This window comes from Pseudocitrobacter sp. CD920760 (assembly GCF_057782505.1).
On record NZ_CM173490.1, the window covers coordinates 2,084,493 to 2,103,042 of the forward strand.

Genomic DNA, 18,550 nt, shown 5'->3' on the forward strand with positions numbered 1-18,550 from the left:
TGCAACCCTAAAAAGCGTGAGGGAGTGCAACCTATAGGAAAATGGTATTACGACAGGGATGCATTCGATGTGAATGCAGTGTTAAATCATTTGTGAAAAATCTTCGCTTCCGTCAGGATACGGTCGCCTGAATAACAGAACAGGCCTTTACCTCGTTCCGGTAAGGGAATAACGACAAGTCGGATGTTGTCGACGAATAAATCTGGAGAGTTTAATGAATATAAGCACACCGATGCTGGTGACTTTTTTTGTCTATATCTTTGGCATGATATTAATTGGGTTTTTCGCCTGGCGATCGACGAAAAACTTCGATGATTATATCCTCGGGGGACGAAGTCTTGGGCCATTTGTGACGGCGCTTTCTGCGGGCGCGTCGGATATGAGTGGTTGGCTGCTGATGGGCCTGCCGGGGGCAATTTTTATCGCCGGTATCTCGGAAAGCTGGATTGCTATCGGCCTGACCGTGGGCGCGTGGATCAACTGGAAGCTGGTGGCGGGGCGTTTACGTGTACACACCGAAGCCAACAATAATGCGCTGACGCTGCCGGACTACTTCACCGGGCGCTTTGAAGATAAGAGCCGCGTACTGCGCATTATCTCTGCGCTGGTGATTCTGCTGTTCTTCACCATCTATTGTGCGTCAGGCATTGTGGCCGGGGCGCGTCTGTTCGAAAGCACCTTCGGCATGAGTTATGAAACGGCGCTGTGGGCCGGTGCCGCCGCGACCATCATTTACACCTTTATCGGCGGCTTCCTGGCGGTTAGCTGGACCGACACCGTGCAGGCCAGCCTGATGATTTTCGCGCTGATTCTGACGCCGGTGATGGTTATCCTCGCCGTGGGCGGCCTGGATGATTCGATGGAGGTTATCAAGCAAAAGAGCATTGAGAACATCGATATGCTCAAAGGGCTGAACTTCGTCGCCATTATTTCCCTGATGGGCTGGGGGCTTGGTTACTTCGGTCAGCCGCACATTCTGGCGCGTTTCATGGCGGCAGATTCCCACCACAGCATCGTGCATGCGCGTCGTATCAGTATGACCTGGATGATCCTGTGTCTGGCGGGTGCGGTCGCGGTTGGCTTCTTTGGTATCGCCTACTTCCAGAATAACCCGGCGGTTGCGGGCCCGGTAAGTCAGAACGCCGAACGCGTGTTTATCGAACTGGCGCAAATCCTGTTTAACCCGTGGATTGCCGGTATTCTGCTTTCTGCGATTCTGGCCGCGGTGATGTCAACCCTGAGCTGTCAGCTGCTGGTGTGCTCCAGCGCGATTACGGAAGACCTGTACAAAGCGTTTCTGCGTAAAAACGCCAGCCAGAAAGAGCTGGTGTGGGTAGGGCGTTTGATGGTGCTGGTGGTGGCGCTGGTGGCGATTGCGCTGGCGGCAAACCCGGAAAACCGCGTACTTGGTCTGGTGAGTTACGCCTGGGCAGGCTTTGGTGCGGCGTTTGGCCCGGTGGTACTGTTCTCGGTACTGTGGTCACGTATGACGCGTAACGGCGCGCTGGCGGGGATGATTATCGGTGCGGTAACCGTGATCGTCTGGAAGCACTTCGAGCTGCTGGGCCTGTACGAAATCATTCCGGGCTTCATTTTCGGTAGCCTGGGGATTGTTATCTTCAGCCTGCTGGACAAAGCACCGTCAGCGGCGATGCGTAAACGCTTCGAAGAAGCGGACGCACATTACCATTCTGCACCGCCGTCGCGTTTACAGGCGGAGTAAACACGTTGCCGGATGCGCTGCGCTTATCCGGCCTACAGGAGAATTTGTAGGCCGGATAAGGCGTTAGCCGCATCCGGCATTTTATCATCCGAATTTTCCCGCCTGCACATCTTACTGCTTTTACATTTGCTTATCATTTCCGACATATTTCACTTGAATTTCGTCTTTGCGTAATGATAATCGCTATCACTCACATTTACTTTTCTTTGCATGTGTTGACTGCGATTCACATTTAAGGACGTTCGCATGTTTGTGCCTTTTTTGATTATGCTGCGCGAAGGATTAGAAGCCGCGCTGATTGTTAGCCTTATCGCCAGCTATTTGAAACGCACACAGCGTGGTGGCTTGATAGGCGTGATGTGGATTGGCGTATTCCTGGCTGCGGCGCTCTGCCTTGGGCTGGGTATCTTTATCAACGAAACCACCGGTGAGTTCCCGCAAAAAGAACAGGAGCTGTTTGAAGGTATCGTGGCGGTTATCGCCGTCGTCATCCTGACCTGGATGGTGTTCTGGATGCGCAAAGTATCGCGCAACGTAAAACAGCAGCTGGAACAGGCGGTGGATAACGCGCTGGCGCGGGGCAATCACCACGGCTGGGCGCTGGTGATGATGGTCTTTTTCGCCGTGGCGCGTGAAGGGCTGGAATCGGTGTTCTTTCTACTGGCGGCATTCCAGCAGGATCTCGGTATCTGGCCACCGCTTGGCGCAGTCCTCGGGCTGGCGACAGCCGTCGTGCTGGGCTTCCTGCTCTACTGGGGCGGCATTCGTCTGAATCTCGGCGCGTTCTTCAAATGGACCAGCCTGTTTATTTTGCTGGTCGCTGCGGGGCTTGCCGCCGGGGCAATTCGCGCGTTCCACGAAGCCGGGCTGTGGAACCACTTCCAGGATGTCGCGTTTGATTTCAGCGGCACGCTCACCACCCACTCACTGTTTGGCACGTTGATGGAAGGTATTTTTGGCTACCAGGAAGCGCCAAGCGTCAGTGAAGTGGCGGTCTGGTTACTCTATTTACTGCCTGCGCTGGCGCTCTTTTTCTGGCCAGCGCGCGCGCCGAATGCAGCATCACGTATCGCCCCGTAAGGCAAATGGCTTTTACTCATTGAAAGGGATGGACCATGAACACTATTTTTCGCCGTAGCGTGCTCGCCGCGCTGTGCTCTTTCGCATTCTCTGCGCAGGCTGCTGACATTCCGAAGGTCAATGTCACGGTAAACGACAAACAGTGTGAGCCGATGACGCTCACCGTCAATGCAGGTAAAACACAATTTATCATTCAGAACCATAGCCAGAAGGCGCTGGAGTGGGAGATCCTCAAGGGCGTGATGGTGGTGGAAGAGCGTGAAAATATCGCGCCGGGCTTTACGCAAAAAATGACCGCCAACCTGCAACCGGGTGAATATGAGATGACCTGCGGTCTGCTGACCAACCCGAAAGGCAAGCTGATTGTTAAAGGTGAAGCCACGAAGGATGCGGCGAAAGCGGATGCGGTTTTAAGCCTGGGCGAGGCGATTACCGCTTATAAAACCTATGTCACCGCACAAACGGCAGAGCTGGTAAAAGCCACTAAAGCCTTTACCGATGCGGTGAAAGCGGGGGATATCGAAAAAGCGAAATCCCTGTACGCACCTACGCGTCAGTACTACGAACGTATTGAACCTATTGCAGAGCTGTTCTCTGATCTCGATGGCAGCATTGATGCTCGTGAAGATGACTATGAGCAGAAGGCCGCTGACCCGAAATTCACCGGCTTCCACCGTCTTGAGAAGGCTCTCTTTGGCGACAACAGCACCAAAGGAATGGATAAGTATGCCGAACAGCTTTACAGCGATGTGGTTGACCTGCAAAAACGTATTGCGGAATTGGCCTTCCCGCCGTCGAAAGTGGTGGGCGGTGCAGCCGGGCTGATTGAAGAAGTGGCCGCCAGCAAAATCAGCGGCGAGGAAGATCGCTACAGTCATACCGACCTGTGGGATTTCCAGGCCAACATCGATGGCGCGCAGAAGATTGTTGACCTGCTACGTCCGCAACTGCAAAAAGAGAACAGTGCGCTGCTGGCGAAGGTGGATGCCAACTTTAAGAAAGTCGATGCGATCCTCGCGAAATACCGCACCAAAGACGGTTTTGAGACCTACGACAAACTGACCGATGCGGATCGCAACGCGCTGAAGGGGCCAATCACCACTCTGGCGGAAGATTTAGCGCAGCTGCGCGGGATTCTGGGTCTGGATTAAGCATCATGGCAGAGCAACATAAAACCGGCGTGAATGAACCTTCACGCCGTCGCTGGCTGAAGGGCGTAGGCGCGCTTGCGCTGGCGGCGGGTTGCCCGGTGGCGCACGGTGCGAAAGCCGTTGCGCCAGCGGTGACCGGGCGCGATGAGAAACAGCCTTTTTACGGGGTGCATCAGGCGGGCGTGCTGACGCCACAGCAGGCATCGATGATGCTGGTGGCGTTTGATGTGCTGGCCTCCGATCGCGCCGATCTGCAACGGTTGATGCGTCTGCTGACCACGCGGATTGCGTTTCTTACCGAAGGCGGCCCGGCGCCGGAGACGCCAAATCCGCGTTTGCCGCCGATGGATTCCGGTATTCTTGGGGCGTGGATCGCCCCGGATAACCTGACCATGACGGTATCGGTCGGGCAGTCACTGTTTGATGAGCGTTTCGGGCTGGCAGCGCATGCGCCGAAAAAACTGCAAAAAATGACGCGCTTTCCGAATGATTCATTAGATGCGGCGTTATGCCACGGTGACCTGTTACTGCAAATTTGCGCCAACACGCAGGATACGGTTATCCATGCGTTGCGCGACATCATTAAGCACACGCCGGATCTGCTGAGCGTGCGCTGGAAGCGGGAAGGGTTTATCTCTGACCACGCCGCGCGCAGTAAAGGTAAAGAGACGCCGGTTAACCTGCTCGGTTTTAAAGATGGCACCGCGAACCCGGATAGTGGCGATAAATCGCTGATGGACAACGTGGTGTGGGTGACGAAGGATCAACAGGAACCCGCGTGGGCGCTGGGCGGCTCGTATCAGGCGGTGCGCATCATTCAGTTCCACGTCGAGTTCTGGGATCGAACGCCGCTCAAAGAACAGCAGACTATTTTTGGCCGCGATAAGCAGAGTGGTGCGCCGCTCGGAATGCAGCATGAGCATGATGTACCCGATTATAGCCGTGATCCAGAAGGTGAGGTGATTGCGCTGGATAGCCATATCCGATTGGCTAACCCGAGAACCGCCGAGACGCAGTCCAGCCTGATGATGCGTCGGGGGTACAGCTATTCTCTCGGCGTGACCAATTCGGGGCAACTGGATATGGGGCTGTTATTTGTCTGCTATCAGCACGATCTGGAAAAGGGATTTCTCGCGGTACAGAAACGGTTAAATGGTGAAGCGCTCGAGGAGTATGTTAAACCCATCGGCGGCGGCTACTTCTTCGTGCTGCCGGGTGTGCCGTCATCGGCATCCTATCTTGGGCAAACGCTGCTTGAAGCCTGAATCATGCCAAACTTGCCTGATGGCGCTGCGCTTATCAGGCCTACAAAATGCCTGCAAAAATTTGTAGGCCGGATAAGGCGTTTACGCCGCATCCGGCATTAACCAGGCGCACGTTGTCAATAATCTGAAAAACACCTACCTCTTTGGGTAGGTGGTATATCCACTCTTTTTTCTTGTTTCTATCCCATTGATATAATTCTGTAATATAAATAGAAGAGACTGTCTGTGAACGGATGGGATCTAATTTGTTACTTTTAGGTAAAATTTAAATTGCATTCTTAATTATTTTTGATGTATTTAATAAGTAGTAGCGGTAGTTCCCGGTTGTGATGTAGCTCACTATGGAGATCGCGAATGGTAGCGTCCTTTATCGGACAAGGTAAAAACAGTCACCGCACCACTCCGCGCGGAGGTTTAGCTTCCGGCAGCGATTTCGTCACCTCAAAAATATCTCATTCTGAAAACAACACTCCCTTTCCCGATGTGGAACGCGATGCGCGTAGTCGTGCTTTCACGTCAGTTCGACAGGCAAGCAATGGCTTACAAGGAAGCCAAACCTCAGACGTTCGTGCGCATAATCGTGCTGCCAACGGCACGTGTGATGTAAACCTACAACTCAAGGTGCTATCCATGGGAAGACAAAAAGCAGTGACTAAAGCTCGTCGTGAAGCGAAACGTGTGCTGAGACGGGATTCACGTAGCCATAAACAGCGTGAAGAAGAATCGGTCACCTCGCTTGTGCATATGAGTGGCGTGGAATCTATCGGTATGGCGCGGGACAGCCGCGATAATTCACCGATTAAGGCCCGCAATGACGCTCAGGCGCATTATTTGAATGCGATTGAAAGCAAACAGCTGATCTTCGCCACTGGCGAAGCAGGCTGCGGTAAAACCTGGATAAGTGCAGCAAAAGCGGCTGAAGCTCTGATTCATAAGGACGTGGAGAGGATAATCGTTACCCGCCCGGTATTGCAGGCTGATGAAGACCTCGGCTTCCTGCCCGGTGATATCTCTGAGAAGTTCGCGCCTTACTTCCGGCCCGTCTATGACGTGCTGGTGAAGCGGCTAGGGGCGTCCTTTATGCAGTACTGCCTGCGCCCGGAAATCGGCAAGGTGGAAATCGCGCCGTTCGCTTATATGCGCGGACGTACATTTGAAAATGCGGTGGTCATTCTCGACGAGGCCCAGAACGTCACCGCTGCGCAAATGAAGATGTTTTTGACGCGCCTCGGGGAGAACGTGACGGTTATCGTCAACGGCGATATCACACAGTGTGACTTGCCGCGCGGCGTCTTGTCCGGGTTAAGCGACGCGCTGGAGCGCTTTGAAGAAGATGAGATGGTAGGGGTAGTGCGCTTTACCAAAGAAGATTGTGTGCGCTCGGCGCTGTGCCAGCGAACGCTGAAAGCGTATTACTGATGCGGTGAGGTTGTGGCAAAGCCCGGGTAACCGGGCTTTGGTGTTTTTGGGCGTGGTGCGGTATTTGTCCCCTCACCCCGGCCCTCTCCCCAAAGGGGCGAGGGAGAAAACCAGCGCCGAACTTAACAGCGAGCACATTCGATCCCCTCGCCCCTTTGGGGAGAGGGTTAGGGTGAGGGGAGCAGGCGGCACCTGAACAACAGGCGAAAAAAAAGCCCGTACTTTCGTACGAGCTCTTTCTCGAATATGGCGGTGAGGCGGGGATTGACTCGCTGCGCTCGCCCTGCGGGCAGCCCGTTCACTACGTTCACGGTCTGTCCAACTGGCTGCGCCAGTTGTCGAACCCCGGTCCGGGCTTCTCACCCCGCCTGGCTGTGCAACAGGCGAAAAAAAAGCTCGTACTTTCGTACGAGCTTTTTCTCGAATATGGCGGTGAGGCGGGGATTCGAACCCCGGATACGTTGCCGTATACACACTTTCCAGGCGTGCTCCTTCAGCCACTCGGACACCTCACCATATTGTTTTGCTGCCGAACTGCTTGGGTGGCAACGGGGCGCTACTATAGGGAGTTGCCCTAAAACGGTCAAGCATAATTTCTTAATTATCTCTCGTTCGGTTAAGCATTGAACATATTCCCCGTCCGGATGCGAACGGGGAGGTAAATCAACGTTGTGAATCGAGCAATTCGTTATTTTTCACGACGTCCTGCGCTTTACCATAGCTTTCAATCAATAACTGATAGGCAGGGAAGATGTTGGTATAAACGTCTGCCCACTCTGCTGCGTCCTGGCGATTCCATGTGCCTTGCAATTCCGCAGCGACCGCTGCGGTATCCATTGGCACAACACCTGCCTGAACCACCCGTGCGAGGGTAATCTCTTGTGCCATTTTACTGTAAGTACCCGATGCGTCGATCACGGCAAAAACTTTGTATCCTTCAGCGACAGCCGCAATGGCCGGGAAAGCCATGCATACACTGGTGATCGTTCCGGCGATAATTAAGGTATTACGCCCCGTCGCTTTGACCGCTGCGACAAACTCCGGGTTATCCCAGGCATTAATCTCCCCCCGACGCGCAACGTACTGTGCATGTGGAGCATTCTGGTGAATCTCCGGGATCAAAGGACCGTTTGGCCCCTGTGGAACAGATGCCGTGGTGATGACCGGCAGTTTTGCCAGCGTCGCCATTTTTGCCAGCGCAGCCGCACGGGCACGCAATTCCGGCATAGGCATGTCGGCCACGGTCTGGAACAGGCCGCTTTGATGATCAATCAGTAGCATTACGGCATCATTAACATCAATAACCGGACGGGTATTGTTAAAATTAGCGGGAATAGACATGTTATTTACCTCGTGTTGTTAAATCTGGCCGAAGCGGCCTGAATTAAAATCGCGAATCGCTTCGGCGATTTGCGCCTTGTTATTCATCACAAATGGCCCGTACCCAATAATCGGCTCGTTCAGGGGCTCACCTGCCAGCAGGAGAACGCTGGAATCCGCTTGTGCCTGAAGATGTATCTCTTCACCCTGCTGGTCGAAAACCACTAACTGGCCCTCCAGCGCAGGTTTCTCACCGTTAAGGGTCACTTCGCCTTTTAGCACGACCAGCGCGGTGCTCCAGCCATTGGGCTGCTTAAATTCAACGTCATGCCCGCGTTTTAACTGCATATCCCACACATTCAGCGGCGAGAAGGTGTGCGCCGGCCCGTTGATGTCGTGATAGTGGCCTGCAATGATGCGCAGAGTGCCACCGCCATCGGGTAATGCGATGTGCGGAATATCCTCTGCACGGATGCTTTGGTAGCCTGGTGTCGCCATCTTGTCTTTTGCCGGCAGGTTGACCCATAGCTGAATCATCTTGAGTTCACCGCCGGTTTGGCTAAAGGCTTGAGAATGAAACTCTTCGTGCAAAATTCCCGCGCCTGCTGTCATCCACTGGACATCACCAGGGCCAATCACGCCACCTTTACCTGTTGAATCGCGATGTTCCACTTCGCCGTCGTACACCAGCGTGACGGTTTCAAATCCACGATGCGGATGTTCACCGACACCGCGCTTCTCGCTTCCCGCCGGAAAAGTGAAGGGCCCGGCATAGTCGAGGAGCAGGAAAGGGCTCAACTGCTCACCGTGGCTCTGGTACGAAAACAGTGAACGTACCGGGAAGCCATTGCCCACCCAGTGCGGGGCGGGGGCGGTATACACGCCTGTAATCTTTTTCATCGTTATCTCCTGCATCTCTGTTTCTGATGTCATTAAGCTTACTTTCGGCGTTAATATCCCGGTAGATGGCAAAATAGCGCTACACTGTTCTGAAAATGGAACGATGAGGTAGATATGCAGGATCTCAATGATTTCGCATGGTTTGTGCAGGTGGTGGATCACGGAGGATTTGCAGCGGCCGGTAGGGCGCTCGATCAGCCGAAGTCGAAACTGAGTCGGCGTATTGCGCAGCTGGAGGCGCGGCTTGGGGTGAGGTTAATCCATCGCACCACCCGGCACTTTACGGTGACAGACGTTGGGCAGACGTTCTATCAGCACTGCAAAGCCATGCTGGTAGAGGCGGAGGCGGCGCAGGACGCGGTGGCGACATTACAATCAGAACCGCGCGGTACGGTACGGATCGTATGCCCTGTCACATTACTGCATGTGCACATTGGTCCGATGCTGGCGCGTTTTATGGTGCGTTATCCGGGCGTCAATGTGCAGCTCGAGGCGACCAACAGACGTGTCGATGTCGTGGCGGAAGGGATAGATGTCGCGATACGCGTACGTCCTCGGCCCTTTGAAGATAGCGATCTGGTGATGCGCGTGCTGGCGGATCGTGGCCATCGACTGGTCGCGAGCCCCGAGTTGGTTGCGCGTATGGGCAAGCCGCTGGCACCCGCTTCGTTGAGCAGTTGGCCTGGCTTAAGCCCTGGCGCGGGTAAACAGCATCGCTGGGAATTGAGTGGACCGGAGGGCGCGCGTGCTGAAGTCTGGTTTACGCCGCGCATGATAACAAGCGACATGCTGGCGCTGCGTGAAGCCGCGATAGCGGGGGTAGGCATTGTGCAATTACCTCTATTGATGGTGAGGGAGCAGCTGGCGTCAGGGGAGCTTGTGTCAGTACTTGATGAGTGGCAACCGCGTCGCGAGGTGATCCATGCGGTGTTTGCATCCAGGCGTGGATTACTGCCTTCGGTCAGAGCATTGGTCGATTATCTGGCTGAGGAGTACCAGAAGATGGAGGAGGAATAAAAGGGGGGGTGACCCGCTGCGCCAGTTGTCGAACCCCGGTCCGGGCTTCTCACCCCGCCTGGCGGTGCAACAGGCGAAAAAAAAAGCTCGTACTTTCGTACGAGCTTTTTCTCGAATATGGCGGTGAGGCGGGGATTCGAACCCCGGATACGTTGCCGTATACACACTTTCCAGGCGTGCTCCTTCAGCCACTCGGACACCTCACCATATTGTTTGTTCCGTTGCTGCTGGAACGGGCGCTAATTTAGGGAAATCCGCTGCTTGCGTCAATAAACTTTTTTAAAAAAAGGTTCGTTTAGACAAACTTCAAGCAACTTGCTTTTAAATCAGTCATAAATCGCCTTTTTTGCCACCACAATGCTTTTTACGGGACTGATAAGATAATTTTGCTATGCTGAGGATCCGCTAAAAAAATCAATCAATACCGCGCCGAAGAGATAAAAATACGATGGCGCTTTATGTCAGGAGTAGTTATGGAGATCATCTTTTACCATCCGACCTTTGATACCCCGTACTGGATTGCCCAACTGAGCAAGCAACTGCCGGGCGCGAACGTTCGCGAGTGGAAAAAGGGCGACAATCAGCATGCCGACTATGCGCTGGTTTGGCATCCACCGGTAGAAATGTTGCAGGGCCGCGATTTAAAAGCCGTGTTTGCGCTGGGGGCTGGCGTAGATTCCATTCTCAGTAAGTTAAAAGCGAACCCGGAAATGCTGCCGGAGTCGATTCCGCTGTTTCGCCTCGAAGACACCGGCATGGGTCTGCAAATGCAGGAATATGCCGTAAGTCAGGTGCTGCACTGGTTCCGCCGCTTTGATGATTATCAGGCGCAGCAGCAGAAATCTGAGTGGCAGCCGCTGGCCGACTATCATCGCGAAGATTTCACTATTGGTATCATGGGTGCAGGTGTGCTGGGCGGTAAAGTGGCTGAAAGTCTGCTGGCGTGGGGCTTCCCGGTACGCTGCTGGAGCCGTAGCCGCAAAACGTTGCCCGGTGTGCAAAGTTTTGCCGGAACCGAAGAACTGGGCGATTTCCTGCGTGAAACGCGCGTTTTAATCAACCTGTTGCCGAATACGGCGGAAACCGTTGGCATTATTAATCTCGACCTGTTGAATCAGTTGCAGGATAAGAGCTATCTGTTGAATCTGGCGCGCGGCGTGCACGTCGTGGAGGATGACCTGTTGCAGGCGCTCAACAACCATAAGCTGAAGGGCGCGATGCTCGATGTCTTCAGCCGTGAGCCGCTGCCGCAGGAAAGCCCGTTGTGGCAGCATCCGCGCGTGGTGATGACCCCGCACATCGCAGCGGTCACCCGCCCGCAGGAGGCCATTGCCTATATCGCCCGTACAATTACGGGGCTGGAGCGCGGCGACCACGTGAGTGGCCAGGTCGACCGCCAGCGCGGCTATTAATCACCTCTACAAACCCGGCTTCTGCCGGGTTTTCGCTAATAAAAGGCCAGGTTTCCTGCTATTCTTGGCGCTAACACGATAGAGGAGAATGTGATGTATCCCGTTGACCTGCATATGCACACTGTTGCCAGCACGCATGCTTATAGCACGCTGCATGACTATATTGCCGAAGCGAAACGTAAAGGCATCAAACTCTTTGCTATCACCGATCACGGCCCGGATATGGCCGACGCACCGCACGCCTGGCACTTTATTAATATGCGTATCTGGCCGCGTATCGTTGATGGCGTGGGGATCCTGCGCGGTATCGAAGCAAACATCAAAAATACTCAGGGTGAAATCGACTGTACCGGGCCCATGCTGACCTCGCTCGATTTCATTATTGCGGGCTTCCACGAGCCGGTTTTCCCACCGCAGGATCAAGCCACGCACACCCAAGCGATGATTGCCACGATGGCCAGCGGTAATGTGCATATGATTAGCCACCCGGGAAACCCGAAATTCCCGGTGGATATCCAGGCCGTAGCCGAGGCAGCAGCTAAATATCAGGTAGCGCTGGAGATCAATAACTCATCGTTCCTGACCTCGCGTGTGGGTAGCGAAGGTAACTGTCGCGCCATCGCCGCAGCGGTTCGCGATGCCGGCGGCTGGCTGGCGTTGGGCTCGGATTCCCACACGGCATTTACCCTGGGCGAATTTACCGAGTGTCGGAAGATCCTCGATGCCGTCAATTTCCCCGAAGATCGTATTCTTAATGTTACCCCACGTCGTTTCCTGAATTTCCTGGAGTCACGCGGCAAAGCTCCGGTTCCTGAATTTGCCGAATTTTAATGAATGAGATGGATTAATTAATGAACGAGTTTTCAATTCTCTGCCGGGCGCTGGGCTCGCTGTACTACCGTCAGCCGCAGGACCCGCTGCTGGTACCGCTGTTCACCCTGATCCGCGAAGGGAAGCTGGCGGCGAACTGGCCGCTGGAGCAGGATGAACTGCTGACCCGTCTGCAAAAGAGCTGTGATATTCAGCAAATTGCCGCAGATTATAATGCCCTGTTTGTGGGCGAAGAGTGCCGGGTTTCCCCATACCGTAGCGCATGGGTAGACGGTGCGGCAGAAACCGACGTGCGCGCGTTTCTGACTTCGCGCGGCATGCCGCTGGGTGAAAATCCAGCCGACCATATTGGGACGTTACTGCTGGCGGCTTCCTGGCTGGAAGATAATTCGGCAGAGGATGAAAACGAGGCGCTCGAGACGCTGTTCGAAACGTATCTTCTTCCATGGGTCGGCACTTTCCTTGGCAAAGTAGAAGCCCATGCCGCGACCACGTTCTGGCGTACTCTGGCGCTCCTGACCCGCGAAGCGATTAGCGCCATGTGGGACGAGCTGCAGGAAGAGGAAGAAGAGTGATTTAAATCACGTTTATGATGCAATGGATGTAATTGCATTGCGTAAAATGTGTTCACGATCTCACTAACTCGGCGGGCATCTGCTAAAATGCCCGCCATGAACATACTTCTCTCTATTGCAATCACCACAGGCATTCTCTCCGGCGTTTGGGGCTGGGTAGCGGTGTCGTTGGGATTATTAAGCTGGGCCGGTTTCCTCGGATGTACCGCCTATTTTGCCTGCCCACAAGGTGGGCTGAAGGGCCTGCTTATCTCCGCATGCACCACGATGAGCGGCGTGCTGTGGGCGCAGGTGATTATTTACGGCAGCGCAATGGCGCCGCATCTGGAAATCGTTGGCTATCTGATGACGGGCGTGGTGGCGTTTCTGATGTGTATTCAGGCAAAACAGCTGTTGCTGTCGTTTGTTCCCGGAACGTTTATCGGGGCCTGCGCAACGTTTGCCGGGCAGGGCGACTGGCGCCTGGTGGTACCTTCACTGGCCGTTGGGCTGGTTTTTGGTTTCGCGATGAAAAACAGTGGGCTATGGCTGGCAAATCGGCGAACTTCTGCCTCAACACAACGCGCAGTAGAATAATAAAAACCGGCGACCTTGTGTCGCCGGTTTTGTTTTTTAGTTGCTCATGCCGCTAATTTCAATTTGCGAGGTTTGATTGGTTTTTCTATCGGTAATATTCATCACCAGCTGACCATCTGTATTGGTCACGTTAACGATAAAATCTTCCGTCACCAGCTTACCGGGTTTCCCCTGACTGACGTTACCCATCAAGCTCCCCAGCAACTGAGACTGGATTGATGACGTAAAGGCGCTGAGTGCGGAGGTTTGATCAAACGAATCATCGGAGTTCGGCGCGGAGTAGCCGTTTTGCGCCTGTGCTTCGGAAAGCAGCGTGGAGCCATTTAATGGGTTACCACCAAAATTTGGGTTAACCGGGGTATAGACAAGCTGCCCCGCGATACAGACGTTCGCCAGCATAATGCCTGCCAGACCCAACAGCACTTTATGACGTTTTAACATGGTGTGCCCTCAATCAAATACTGCGATATTGTTTTTTGAGAACGCGTGGTATCACGACGCTTTTATCATAGTTCCCCATACAAAAATTTCCACGGTATCTAATGTAAACGCTCTGAATAAGCAAAGCACAAAATAATATTAGTGAGAGAAATCAATCTGATTCTTTATTTGCGGCATAATACCTTGTCAGAAAAATAGCACTTTTTTCTGACGGAAACGGACAAATCCTGTTTTTGTATGAGTACGAAATATCCGCAGGGGAATAATATTATTACCATATGTGAAATTTTGTATATGCCTGGCAACGTGCCGGGATGCAGTAACATATTCGTTTTTTACAAGGGGGTAATCAATAGTCTAATTACATCGACCGGAGGTATTCTATGAGAGGCTATGTCCTCGCAGCACTACTGACATTCACTCCTATGGGTGTTTATGCGCATTCTAATTCAAATGAACATCCTGATTTGTCCTCCCTGTCTGCTGAAGATTACGCGTTACCAGATAAATTGAACTTACCTCGCAATGCGACCAACGCATGGATCAAACAGAATGGTGATGGGCTCCGGGCTGATATTGATCAATATCATACAGGTAGAAATACTAACGCAATTATTCAACAACAAGGTGGAGGGCATACGGCTGATATTACACAACTTTATGGCAATAATGATCTTGCTATTATTAGTCAGGCGGGTTGGGGTAATGATGCTGAAATAATACAAAAAGGTTCTGGGAACGCAGCGGCTATTTCTCAGGACGGTTATTCGAATTATGCGAAAATTGTTCAGGTTGGAAATAACCTGGCAGGTATTAAGGTAAGTCAAACTGGAGTAGGTAAAACTATCACCGTAAAAGTCACCCATGGCTATACGAGGTAGTTCATTTAACCCGTTACGTTAACTACATAATAGGTACTACTATGAATCTCTGGAAATTGACAGCAATCGCATCATTAGTTATTTCTGGAAGTGCCTTCGCGCAATATACCGGACCTGCGGTAACCGACGGTGGTAATTCCGAACTCACCACAACCGCTGGGCTTGCTAACGACGCGGTTGCCGCACACGGCAGCGAATTACCAGGCTTCGGGCCGAATGCGGGTAACAACAGTGAACACGTCGCCATCTACCAGGGCGGCTCAAGCGGCAGTGGCCATGGTGGCCACGGCGGTCATGGCGGTTGGGATGATAAAGGCGGCTCGGGTTATGGCAGCGGCAATAATCTGGCCAACGTCGAGCAGGATGGGGCGAAAGGCTCCTCAACGCTGATTTATCAGGAAGGGGGAAATAACTCCCTGAGCACCCTGCAAACCGCCAAAAACAGCCTGTTGTATATCCGCCAAAGCGGGGGTAAAAACAACACCATCGGTACCGCTCTACTCGATTCGAAAGGCGGCTCTTCCGGTAATACCTTCACCCAAAGTGGTTCTGATAACCAAATGGTGATTAACCAGGATCAGAGTGATAACCACATCTACAGCCCTGGCCAATCAGGTACGCATAACAAGGCGGTGATTTACCAGAAAGGTAAAAATGACCTGACCGCGAACCTTTCCGGTAACTATAACGAAGCCTATATTAGCCAGAATGGCCAGGGCAACGGCGCAACCGTGAATCAGTCAGGTAGCTTCAACGACCTGACACTCAAACAGAAAGGCAACTACAACACCGCAGATCTGACGCAAACCGGCGGCGGCTTCTACGACGGTAAAAACGATCGTAAAGGCGGTAGTGGTCACAGCAGCGGAGGCAACGTGCTGGATGTGACTCAGCTTGGCTTCAAAAACGATGCTACGGTTAACCAGAATGGTAGCAGCAACACCATTACGCTTGAACAAAACAGCAGTAATGGTATCGCGACTATCGATCAAAGCGGCGGGACCAGTCGTAACACTGTCACTGCGACCACCAACGTCAATAATGGTCTGGTGGATGTCGATCAGACCAGCGGCACCAAAGACAGCGATGTTGTCATTAATCAGAGTGGCGGCAGCAGCTGGGATAAATCGTTCGACGATGATAAACACGGTGGCGGCTACGGCACCCTGGTGGCAGCCGCTAAAGTGCTGCAAACCAGCGCCAATGGCAGCAGTGTGAACATCAATCAAACCGTCGCAGGCATTTCAACCACGGCATATGTGAAACAGACCGGGTCTGGCAACACAGCAATTGTGAATCAACACTAAGTGATGTTTTGCCTGATGAGCCGCCACGTTTGTGGCGGCTTTTCTGTGCACGGAATAAAGGAACAAAAACCGGCTGTGCAGAGCAGACAGCCGGCAAGATACGCTATCAGGAGCTGCTTTCGCTCGCGGCTTTCGGCAACGGTGCCTGCGGTGGGGCGAGATTTTGCTGCGTTGCCTGCGCTGGCACGTTCGGGCGAACCGTTTGCGGTGGCGGCGATTGAGTGAGTTCATCGGGCATCAGCAAGCCTTCCACGGCCTCTTTGCGATAGCGCGTCAGGACTTCGGAGTTGATGTCCGCGGCATTACTCAGCGCCCACAGTTTCTTGTTGATTCCATCGTTAATCAGGTGGATGACGCCTTCTTCAATGGCCGACATCAGGCAGGTCATCACCGGCTCGTTGGTGGTAAAGCCCGCTTCGCCTTCTAACAGACGCTGGTAATCAATAAAGCGGAAGACGCCTGCCTGAATTTCATAGGAGAGAATCGTTTTGCTGGTATTCACCGAGGAGAGCACTTCGCCAGTATGGACATTCACAATACGCAAGTTAACGGCCACCTGATCTAATTGATACTGGGTGCTGCCGCCAATACCAAAATAGCGCGCGCCGAAGCCACCGGTTTTCACGTTGCTGGCATAGCCAATAATCGACCCTTCAACAATCACGTTTGCTGAATAGAGTGAAGGAAGCGGGCTGGCGTTATTATCACCGACGGTACCATTTTGCTGCGCCGCACGAATAATTTTTCGTTCATTAAGCAGGTTATTCAATCCCTGACGCTCCAGAGGAACAAACCAGCGAGAGTCTTTCAGAGAGGAAACCAGCATTGCCGTGGCGCTTTGCGGCACTGATGTTGAAAAGTTACTGGCTGGATAAGGCTGGAACTGGCCTGTTTCATCCTGGATGTTATAGACGGCAACAAATATTTTTCCGCGCGGCTGCGGCAGCGACACCAGATCTTTATAGGTCGCATCACGCGGGAGTAATGTCGGTTTGGCGGCTTCTTGTGGTGGTGTTGTAATGCACCCAGACAAGAGTCCAGCTACAACTGCCAGAGTAACGATACGCATCTTGTTCTTGCCTCTCTGAATGGTGACATTTAAATACCCCTCTGTGAAATATTTACGCAAGAAGCCGTGAACACAATTAATAATAATTAATTGCGCTACGACTATTTTCCGGGTTGTAAATTACAACAGCACAAAAGGACTATTTCTATATAATATATTTCAGATTAGTATTCGTCGGAGGAAAGGTCTCCAGTTTGCAATAACGCTTGATTTATAATCCTTTTTTGTATTTCTTCCTGTACTGATGCGACGGCTTGTGTAATCACCGCATCATAATTTCGCATGACAGGTGAAACTATTGTCTGGAAGACAATATCTTGATTATAGCGAATGGTCATAATACTGCCCCAGCGTGCGCTGGGGCGTTCAATAATAATCAGGTTAATTTTATTATCTGTCCAGTGCTCGCTAAAATCTCGGCAGAACTTTTGTCCCACCGAGGTAACAGCACGAGTGACAATCAACCCTGGAACTTCAAGTTCTGCCGCCGGGGCTGGCGCAAGATGTAAAAGCAGAACTGTCGCCAATACAGGAACGGTTTTCATGATAGTCACCGTAGGTATTTGTTCGCCCAAAACACGGCCTGAGTTCGGTTCTTCACCGAGAGCTTTTTAAAGAGATTGTAGATATGCGTTTTGACTGTGTTCTCGCTGATGAACAGCAGATGAGCAATTTCGATGTTGGAGGCGCCTTGTCGAAGTTTGCTCAGGATCTGTTTTTCGCGATGTGTCAGGTCAACGGTTTCATTCCACTGCGGATGGGACAAATTTAGCTGCTGTGTAAGATAGTCATTAATCGACTTAGGAAAGAATTTCTCACCCCGGCATACGGTTCTGATACCTTCTATTAAATTTTCTTCGCCGGTTTCTGTTTGGAATATACCACTAATCATCGGCCATTCGACAATATCACGGTGATGATAATGCGGCGGTATATTAAAAAGCAGTGTTTTAAACTTTTTCTGGCAGTTTTGCAGATCCTGGCACCACTGCCGTGATGTCTGTTCTTCAAGGGACATCATGTCGAATAAAAGCAGATCGCCATCCTCAATCGTTGAACTGTCGATGACATCGCAATGTTTAAGTGTCACTTCATTGTAGAAACGCTTCTTAAGTGCCTGTAACAAAAGCGTTGATTGCAACGACGGCTTTGTTATCAGAAACAAAAATCTGGGCTCAGACGGATTCTTATTCGTTCTCATGGTTCACTCCAGAGAGATATATGCCATTTTTATATAGTTGAAATATAAGGTTAAACAGTAACAACACGCACGCTCAGGCGGCCGCAGGAAGCGCGACAATGCCAATGGACTACGAAATATGAATTAATCTAAAATTTAGGTAGGGCAAATTAATTAAACAAGTTTATATAGTGTAACAAAATGTAAATTTGAGTTATGTTTTTTTCTAAACTCAGTTTCGTATGATGAATGTCAAAGTTTAAAAACAGAATTAATTTTTACTTTATTGATATCTAATGAATTTATCAAAAATAATAAAAAAGCATTAGTTACATTATCTGCACGGTTGAGATAGATTTTGATTAATTTTATTAAGCAATTTAATGGTATTATAAATAATATA

General features: G+C 51.9%; 18 protein-coding genes and 2 tRNA genes. 12 read left to right on the forward strand and 8 right to left on the reverse strand.

Annotation, left to right across the window (positions count from 1 at the left end):
- Positions 1 to 214 precede the first annotated feature (214 nt).
- The 5 genes from putP to phoH all read left to right on the forward strand — a co-directional run bounded on the left by putP (position 215) and on the right by phoH (position 6,638).
- Positions 215 to 1,723 (forward strand): sodium/proline symporter PutP, encoded by a 1,509-nt coding sequence (gene putP, locus AC1MKH_RS09565; RefSeq protein ID WP_276220250.1) that lies wholly within the window; start codon positions 215 to 217, stop codon positions 1,721 to 1,723.
- A gap of 246 nt (positions 1,724 to 1,969) precedes the next feature.
- On the forward strand, positions 1,970 to 2,803 hold the full coding sequence (gene efeU / locus AC1MKH_RS09570; protein WP_231827702.1) for an iron uptake transporter permease EfeU: 834 nt from the start codon (positions 1,970 to 1,972) through the stop codon (positions 2,801 to 2,803).
- 35 nt (positions 2,804 to 2,838) lie between these two features.
- Positions 2,839 to 3,954 carry an iron uptake system protein EfeO gene (efeO, locus tag AC1MKH_RS09575; protein WP_276220249.1) on the forward strand — a complete coding sequence of 372 codons (1,116 nt, stop codon included), beginning with the start codon at positions 2,839 to 2,841 and terminating at the stop codon, positions 3,952 to 3,954.
- A gap of 5 nt (positions 3,955 to 3,959) precedes the next feature.
- A complete protein-coding gene (gene efeB / locus AC1MKH_RS09580; RefSeq protein ID WP_276220248.1) occupies positions 3,960 to 5,219 on the forward strand; it encodes an iron uptake transporter deferrochelatase/peroxidase subunit in 1,260 nt (419 codons plus the stop codon).
- 630 nt (positions 5,220 to 5,849) lie between these two features.
- Positions 5,850 to 6,638 (forward strand): phosphate starvation-inducible protein PhoH, encoded by a 789-nt coding sequence (phoH, locus tag AC1MKH_RS09585; protein WP_276220247.1) that lies wholly within the window; start codon positions 5,850 to 5,852, stop codon positions 6,636 to 6,638.
- Positions 6,639 to 7,065: 427 nt separating this feature from the next.
- Here the strand turns inward: phoH and AC1MKH_RS09590 are convergent.
- The 3 genes from AC1MKH_RS09590 to AC1MKH_RS09600 all read right to left on the reverse strand — a co-directional run bounded on the left by AC1MKH_RS09590 (position 7,066) and on the right by AC1MKH_RS09600 (position 8,858).
- Positions 7,066 to 7,153: transfer RNA gene (locus AC1MKH_RS09590), tRNA-Ser, on the reverse strand.
- A gap of 148 nt (positions 7,154 to 7,301) precedes the next feature.
- Positions 7,302 to 7,979 carry an isochorismatase family protein gene (locus AC1MKH_RS09595; RefSeq protein WP_276224784.1) on the reverse strand — a complete coding sequence of 226 codons (678 nt, stop codon included), beginning with the start codon at positions 7,977 to 7,979 and terminating at the stop codon, positions 7,302 to 7,304.
- Between the two features lie 18 nt (positions 7,980 to 7,997).
- The gene (locus tag AC1MKH_RS09600) at positions 7,998 to 8,858 is read right to left on the reverse strand and encodes a pirin family protein (protein WP_276224783.1); all 861 of its coding nucleotides are present in this window, start codon (positions 8,856 to 8,858) and stop codon (positions 7,998 to 8,000) included.
- 114 nt (positions 8,859 to 8,972) lie between these two features.
- Here AC1MKH_RS09600 and AC1MKH_RS09605 point away from each other — a divergent pair, with 114 nt between their 5' ends.
- Positions 8,973 to 9,875, forward strand: a complete 903-nt coding sequence (locus tag AC1MKH_RS09605; RefSeq protein WP_276224782.1) for a LysR family transcriptional regulator — start codon at positions 8,973 to 8,975, stop codon at positions 9,873 to 9,875.
- A 118-nt stretch (positions 9,876 to 9,993) separates the two neighbouring features.
- Here the strand turns inward: AC1MKH_RS09605 and AC1MKH_RS09610 are convergent.
- A tRNA-Ser gene (locus tag AC1MKH_RS09610) sits at positions 9,994 to 10,081 on the reverse strand.
- A 267-nt stretch (positions 10,082 to 10,348) separates the two neighbouring features.
- On the opposite strand from AC1MKH_RS09610, the gene ghrA reads away from it, so the two are divergent.
- The 4 genes from ghrA to AC1MKH_RS09630 all read left to right on the forward strand — a co-directional run bounded on the left by ghrA (position 10,349) and on the right by AC1MKH_RS09630 (position 13,269).
- On the forward strand, positions 10,349 to 11,287 hold the full coding sequence (gene ghrA / locus AC1MKH_RS09615; protein WP_276220246.1) for a glyoxylate/hydroxypyruvate reductase GhrA: 939 nt from the start codon (positions 10,349 to 10,351) through the stop codon (positions 11,285 to 11,287).
- 93 nt (positions 11,288 to 11,380) lie between these two features.
- A complete protein-coding gene (locus AC1MKH_RS09620) occupies positions 11,381 to 12,118 on the forward strand; it encodes a phosphatase (RefSeq protein ID WP_276220245.1) in 738 nt (245 codons plus the stop codon).
- Between the two features lie 20 nt (positions 12,119 to 12,138).
- Positions 12,139 to 12,693, forward strand: coding sequence for a TorD/DmsD family molecular chaperone (locus tag AC1MKH_RS09625; protein ID WP_276220244.1), 555 nt, complete (start codon positions 12,139 to 12,141; stop codon positions 12,691 to 12,693).
- 96 nt (positions 12,694 to 12,789) lie between these two features.
- Positions 12,790 to 13,269, forward strand: coding sequence for a DUF1097 domain-containing protein (locus AC1MKH_RS09630; RefSeq protein WP_276220243.1), 480 nt, complete (start codon positions 12,790 to 12,792; stop codon positions 13,267 to 13,269).
- A 36-nt stretch (positions 13,270 to 13,305) separates the two neighbouring features.
- Here the strand turns inward: AC1MKH_RS09630 and AC1MKH_RS09635 are convergent, their stop codons facing one another.
- Complete coding sequence (locus AC1MKH_RS09635; RefSeq protein ID WP_276220242.1) at positions 13,306 to 13,710, reverse strand: curli assembly protein CsgF; 405 nt, start codon at positions 13,708 to 13,710, stop codon at positions 13,306 to 13,308.
- 383 nt (positions 13,711 to 14,093) lie between these two features.
- On the opposite strand from AC1MKH_RS09635, the gene AC1MKH_RS09640 reads away from it, so the two are divergent.
- Positions 14,094 to 14,591, forward strand: a complete 498-nt coding sequence (locus AC1MKH_RS09640; protein WP_276220241.1) for a hypothetical protein — start codon at positions 14,094 to 14,096, stop codon at positions 14,589 to 14,591.
- Between the two features lie 41 nt (positions 14,592 to 14,632).
- Positions 14,633 to 15,898: a hypothetical protein gene (locus tag AC1MKH_RS09645; protein ID WP_276220240.1), complete on the forward strand. Its 1,266-nt coding sequence runs from the start codon at positions 14,633 to 14,635 to the stop codon at positions 15,896 to 15,898.
- A gap of 106 nt (positions 15,899 to 16,004) precedes the next feature.
- On the opposite strand, the gene AC1MKH_RS09650 is transcribed toward AC1MKH_RS09645, so the two are convergent.
- From AC1MKH_RS09650 to csgD, 3 genes are all read right to left on the reverse strand, one after another.
- Positions 16,005 to 16,967: a CsgG/HfaB family protein gene (locus AC1MKH_RS09650; protein ID WP_276220239.1), complete on the reverse strand. Its 963-nt coding sequence runs from the start codon at positions 16,965 to 16,967 to the stop codon at positions 16,005 to 16,007.
- 164 nt (positions 16,968 to 17,131) lie between these two features.
- Entirely contained in the window at positions 17,132 to 17,512 is a 381-nt protein-coding gene (locus AC1MKH_RS09655; protein WP_015964903.1) for a CsgE family curli-type amyloid fiber assembly protein, read from the reverse strand.
- A gap of 5 nt (positions 17,513 to 17,517) precedes the next feature.
- Positions 17,518 to 18,168, reverse strand: coding sequence for a biofilm master transcriptional regulator CsgD (gene csgD, locus AC1MKH_RS09660; RefSeq protein WP_276220238.1), 651 nt, complete (start codon positions 18,166 to 18,168; stop codon positions 17,518 to 17,520).
- Positions 18,169 to 18,550: the final 382 nt, after the last annotated feature.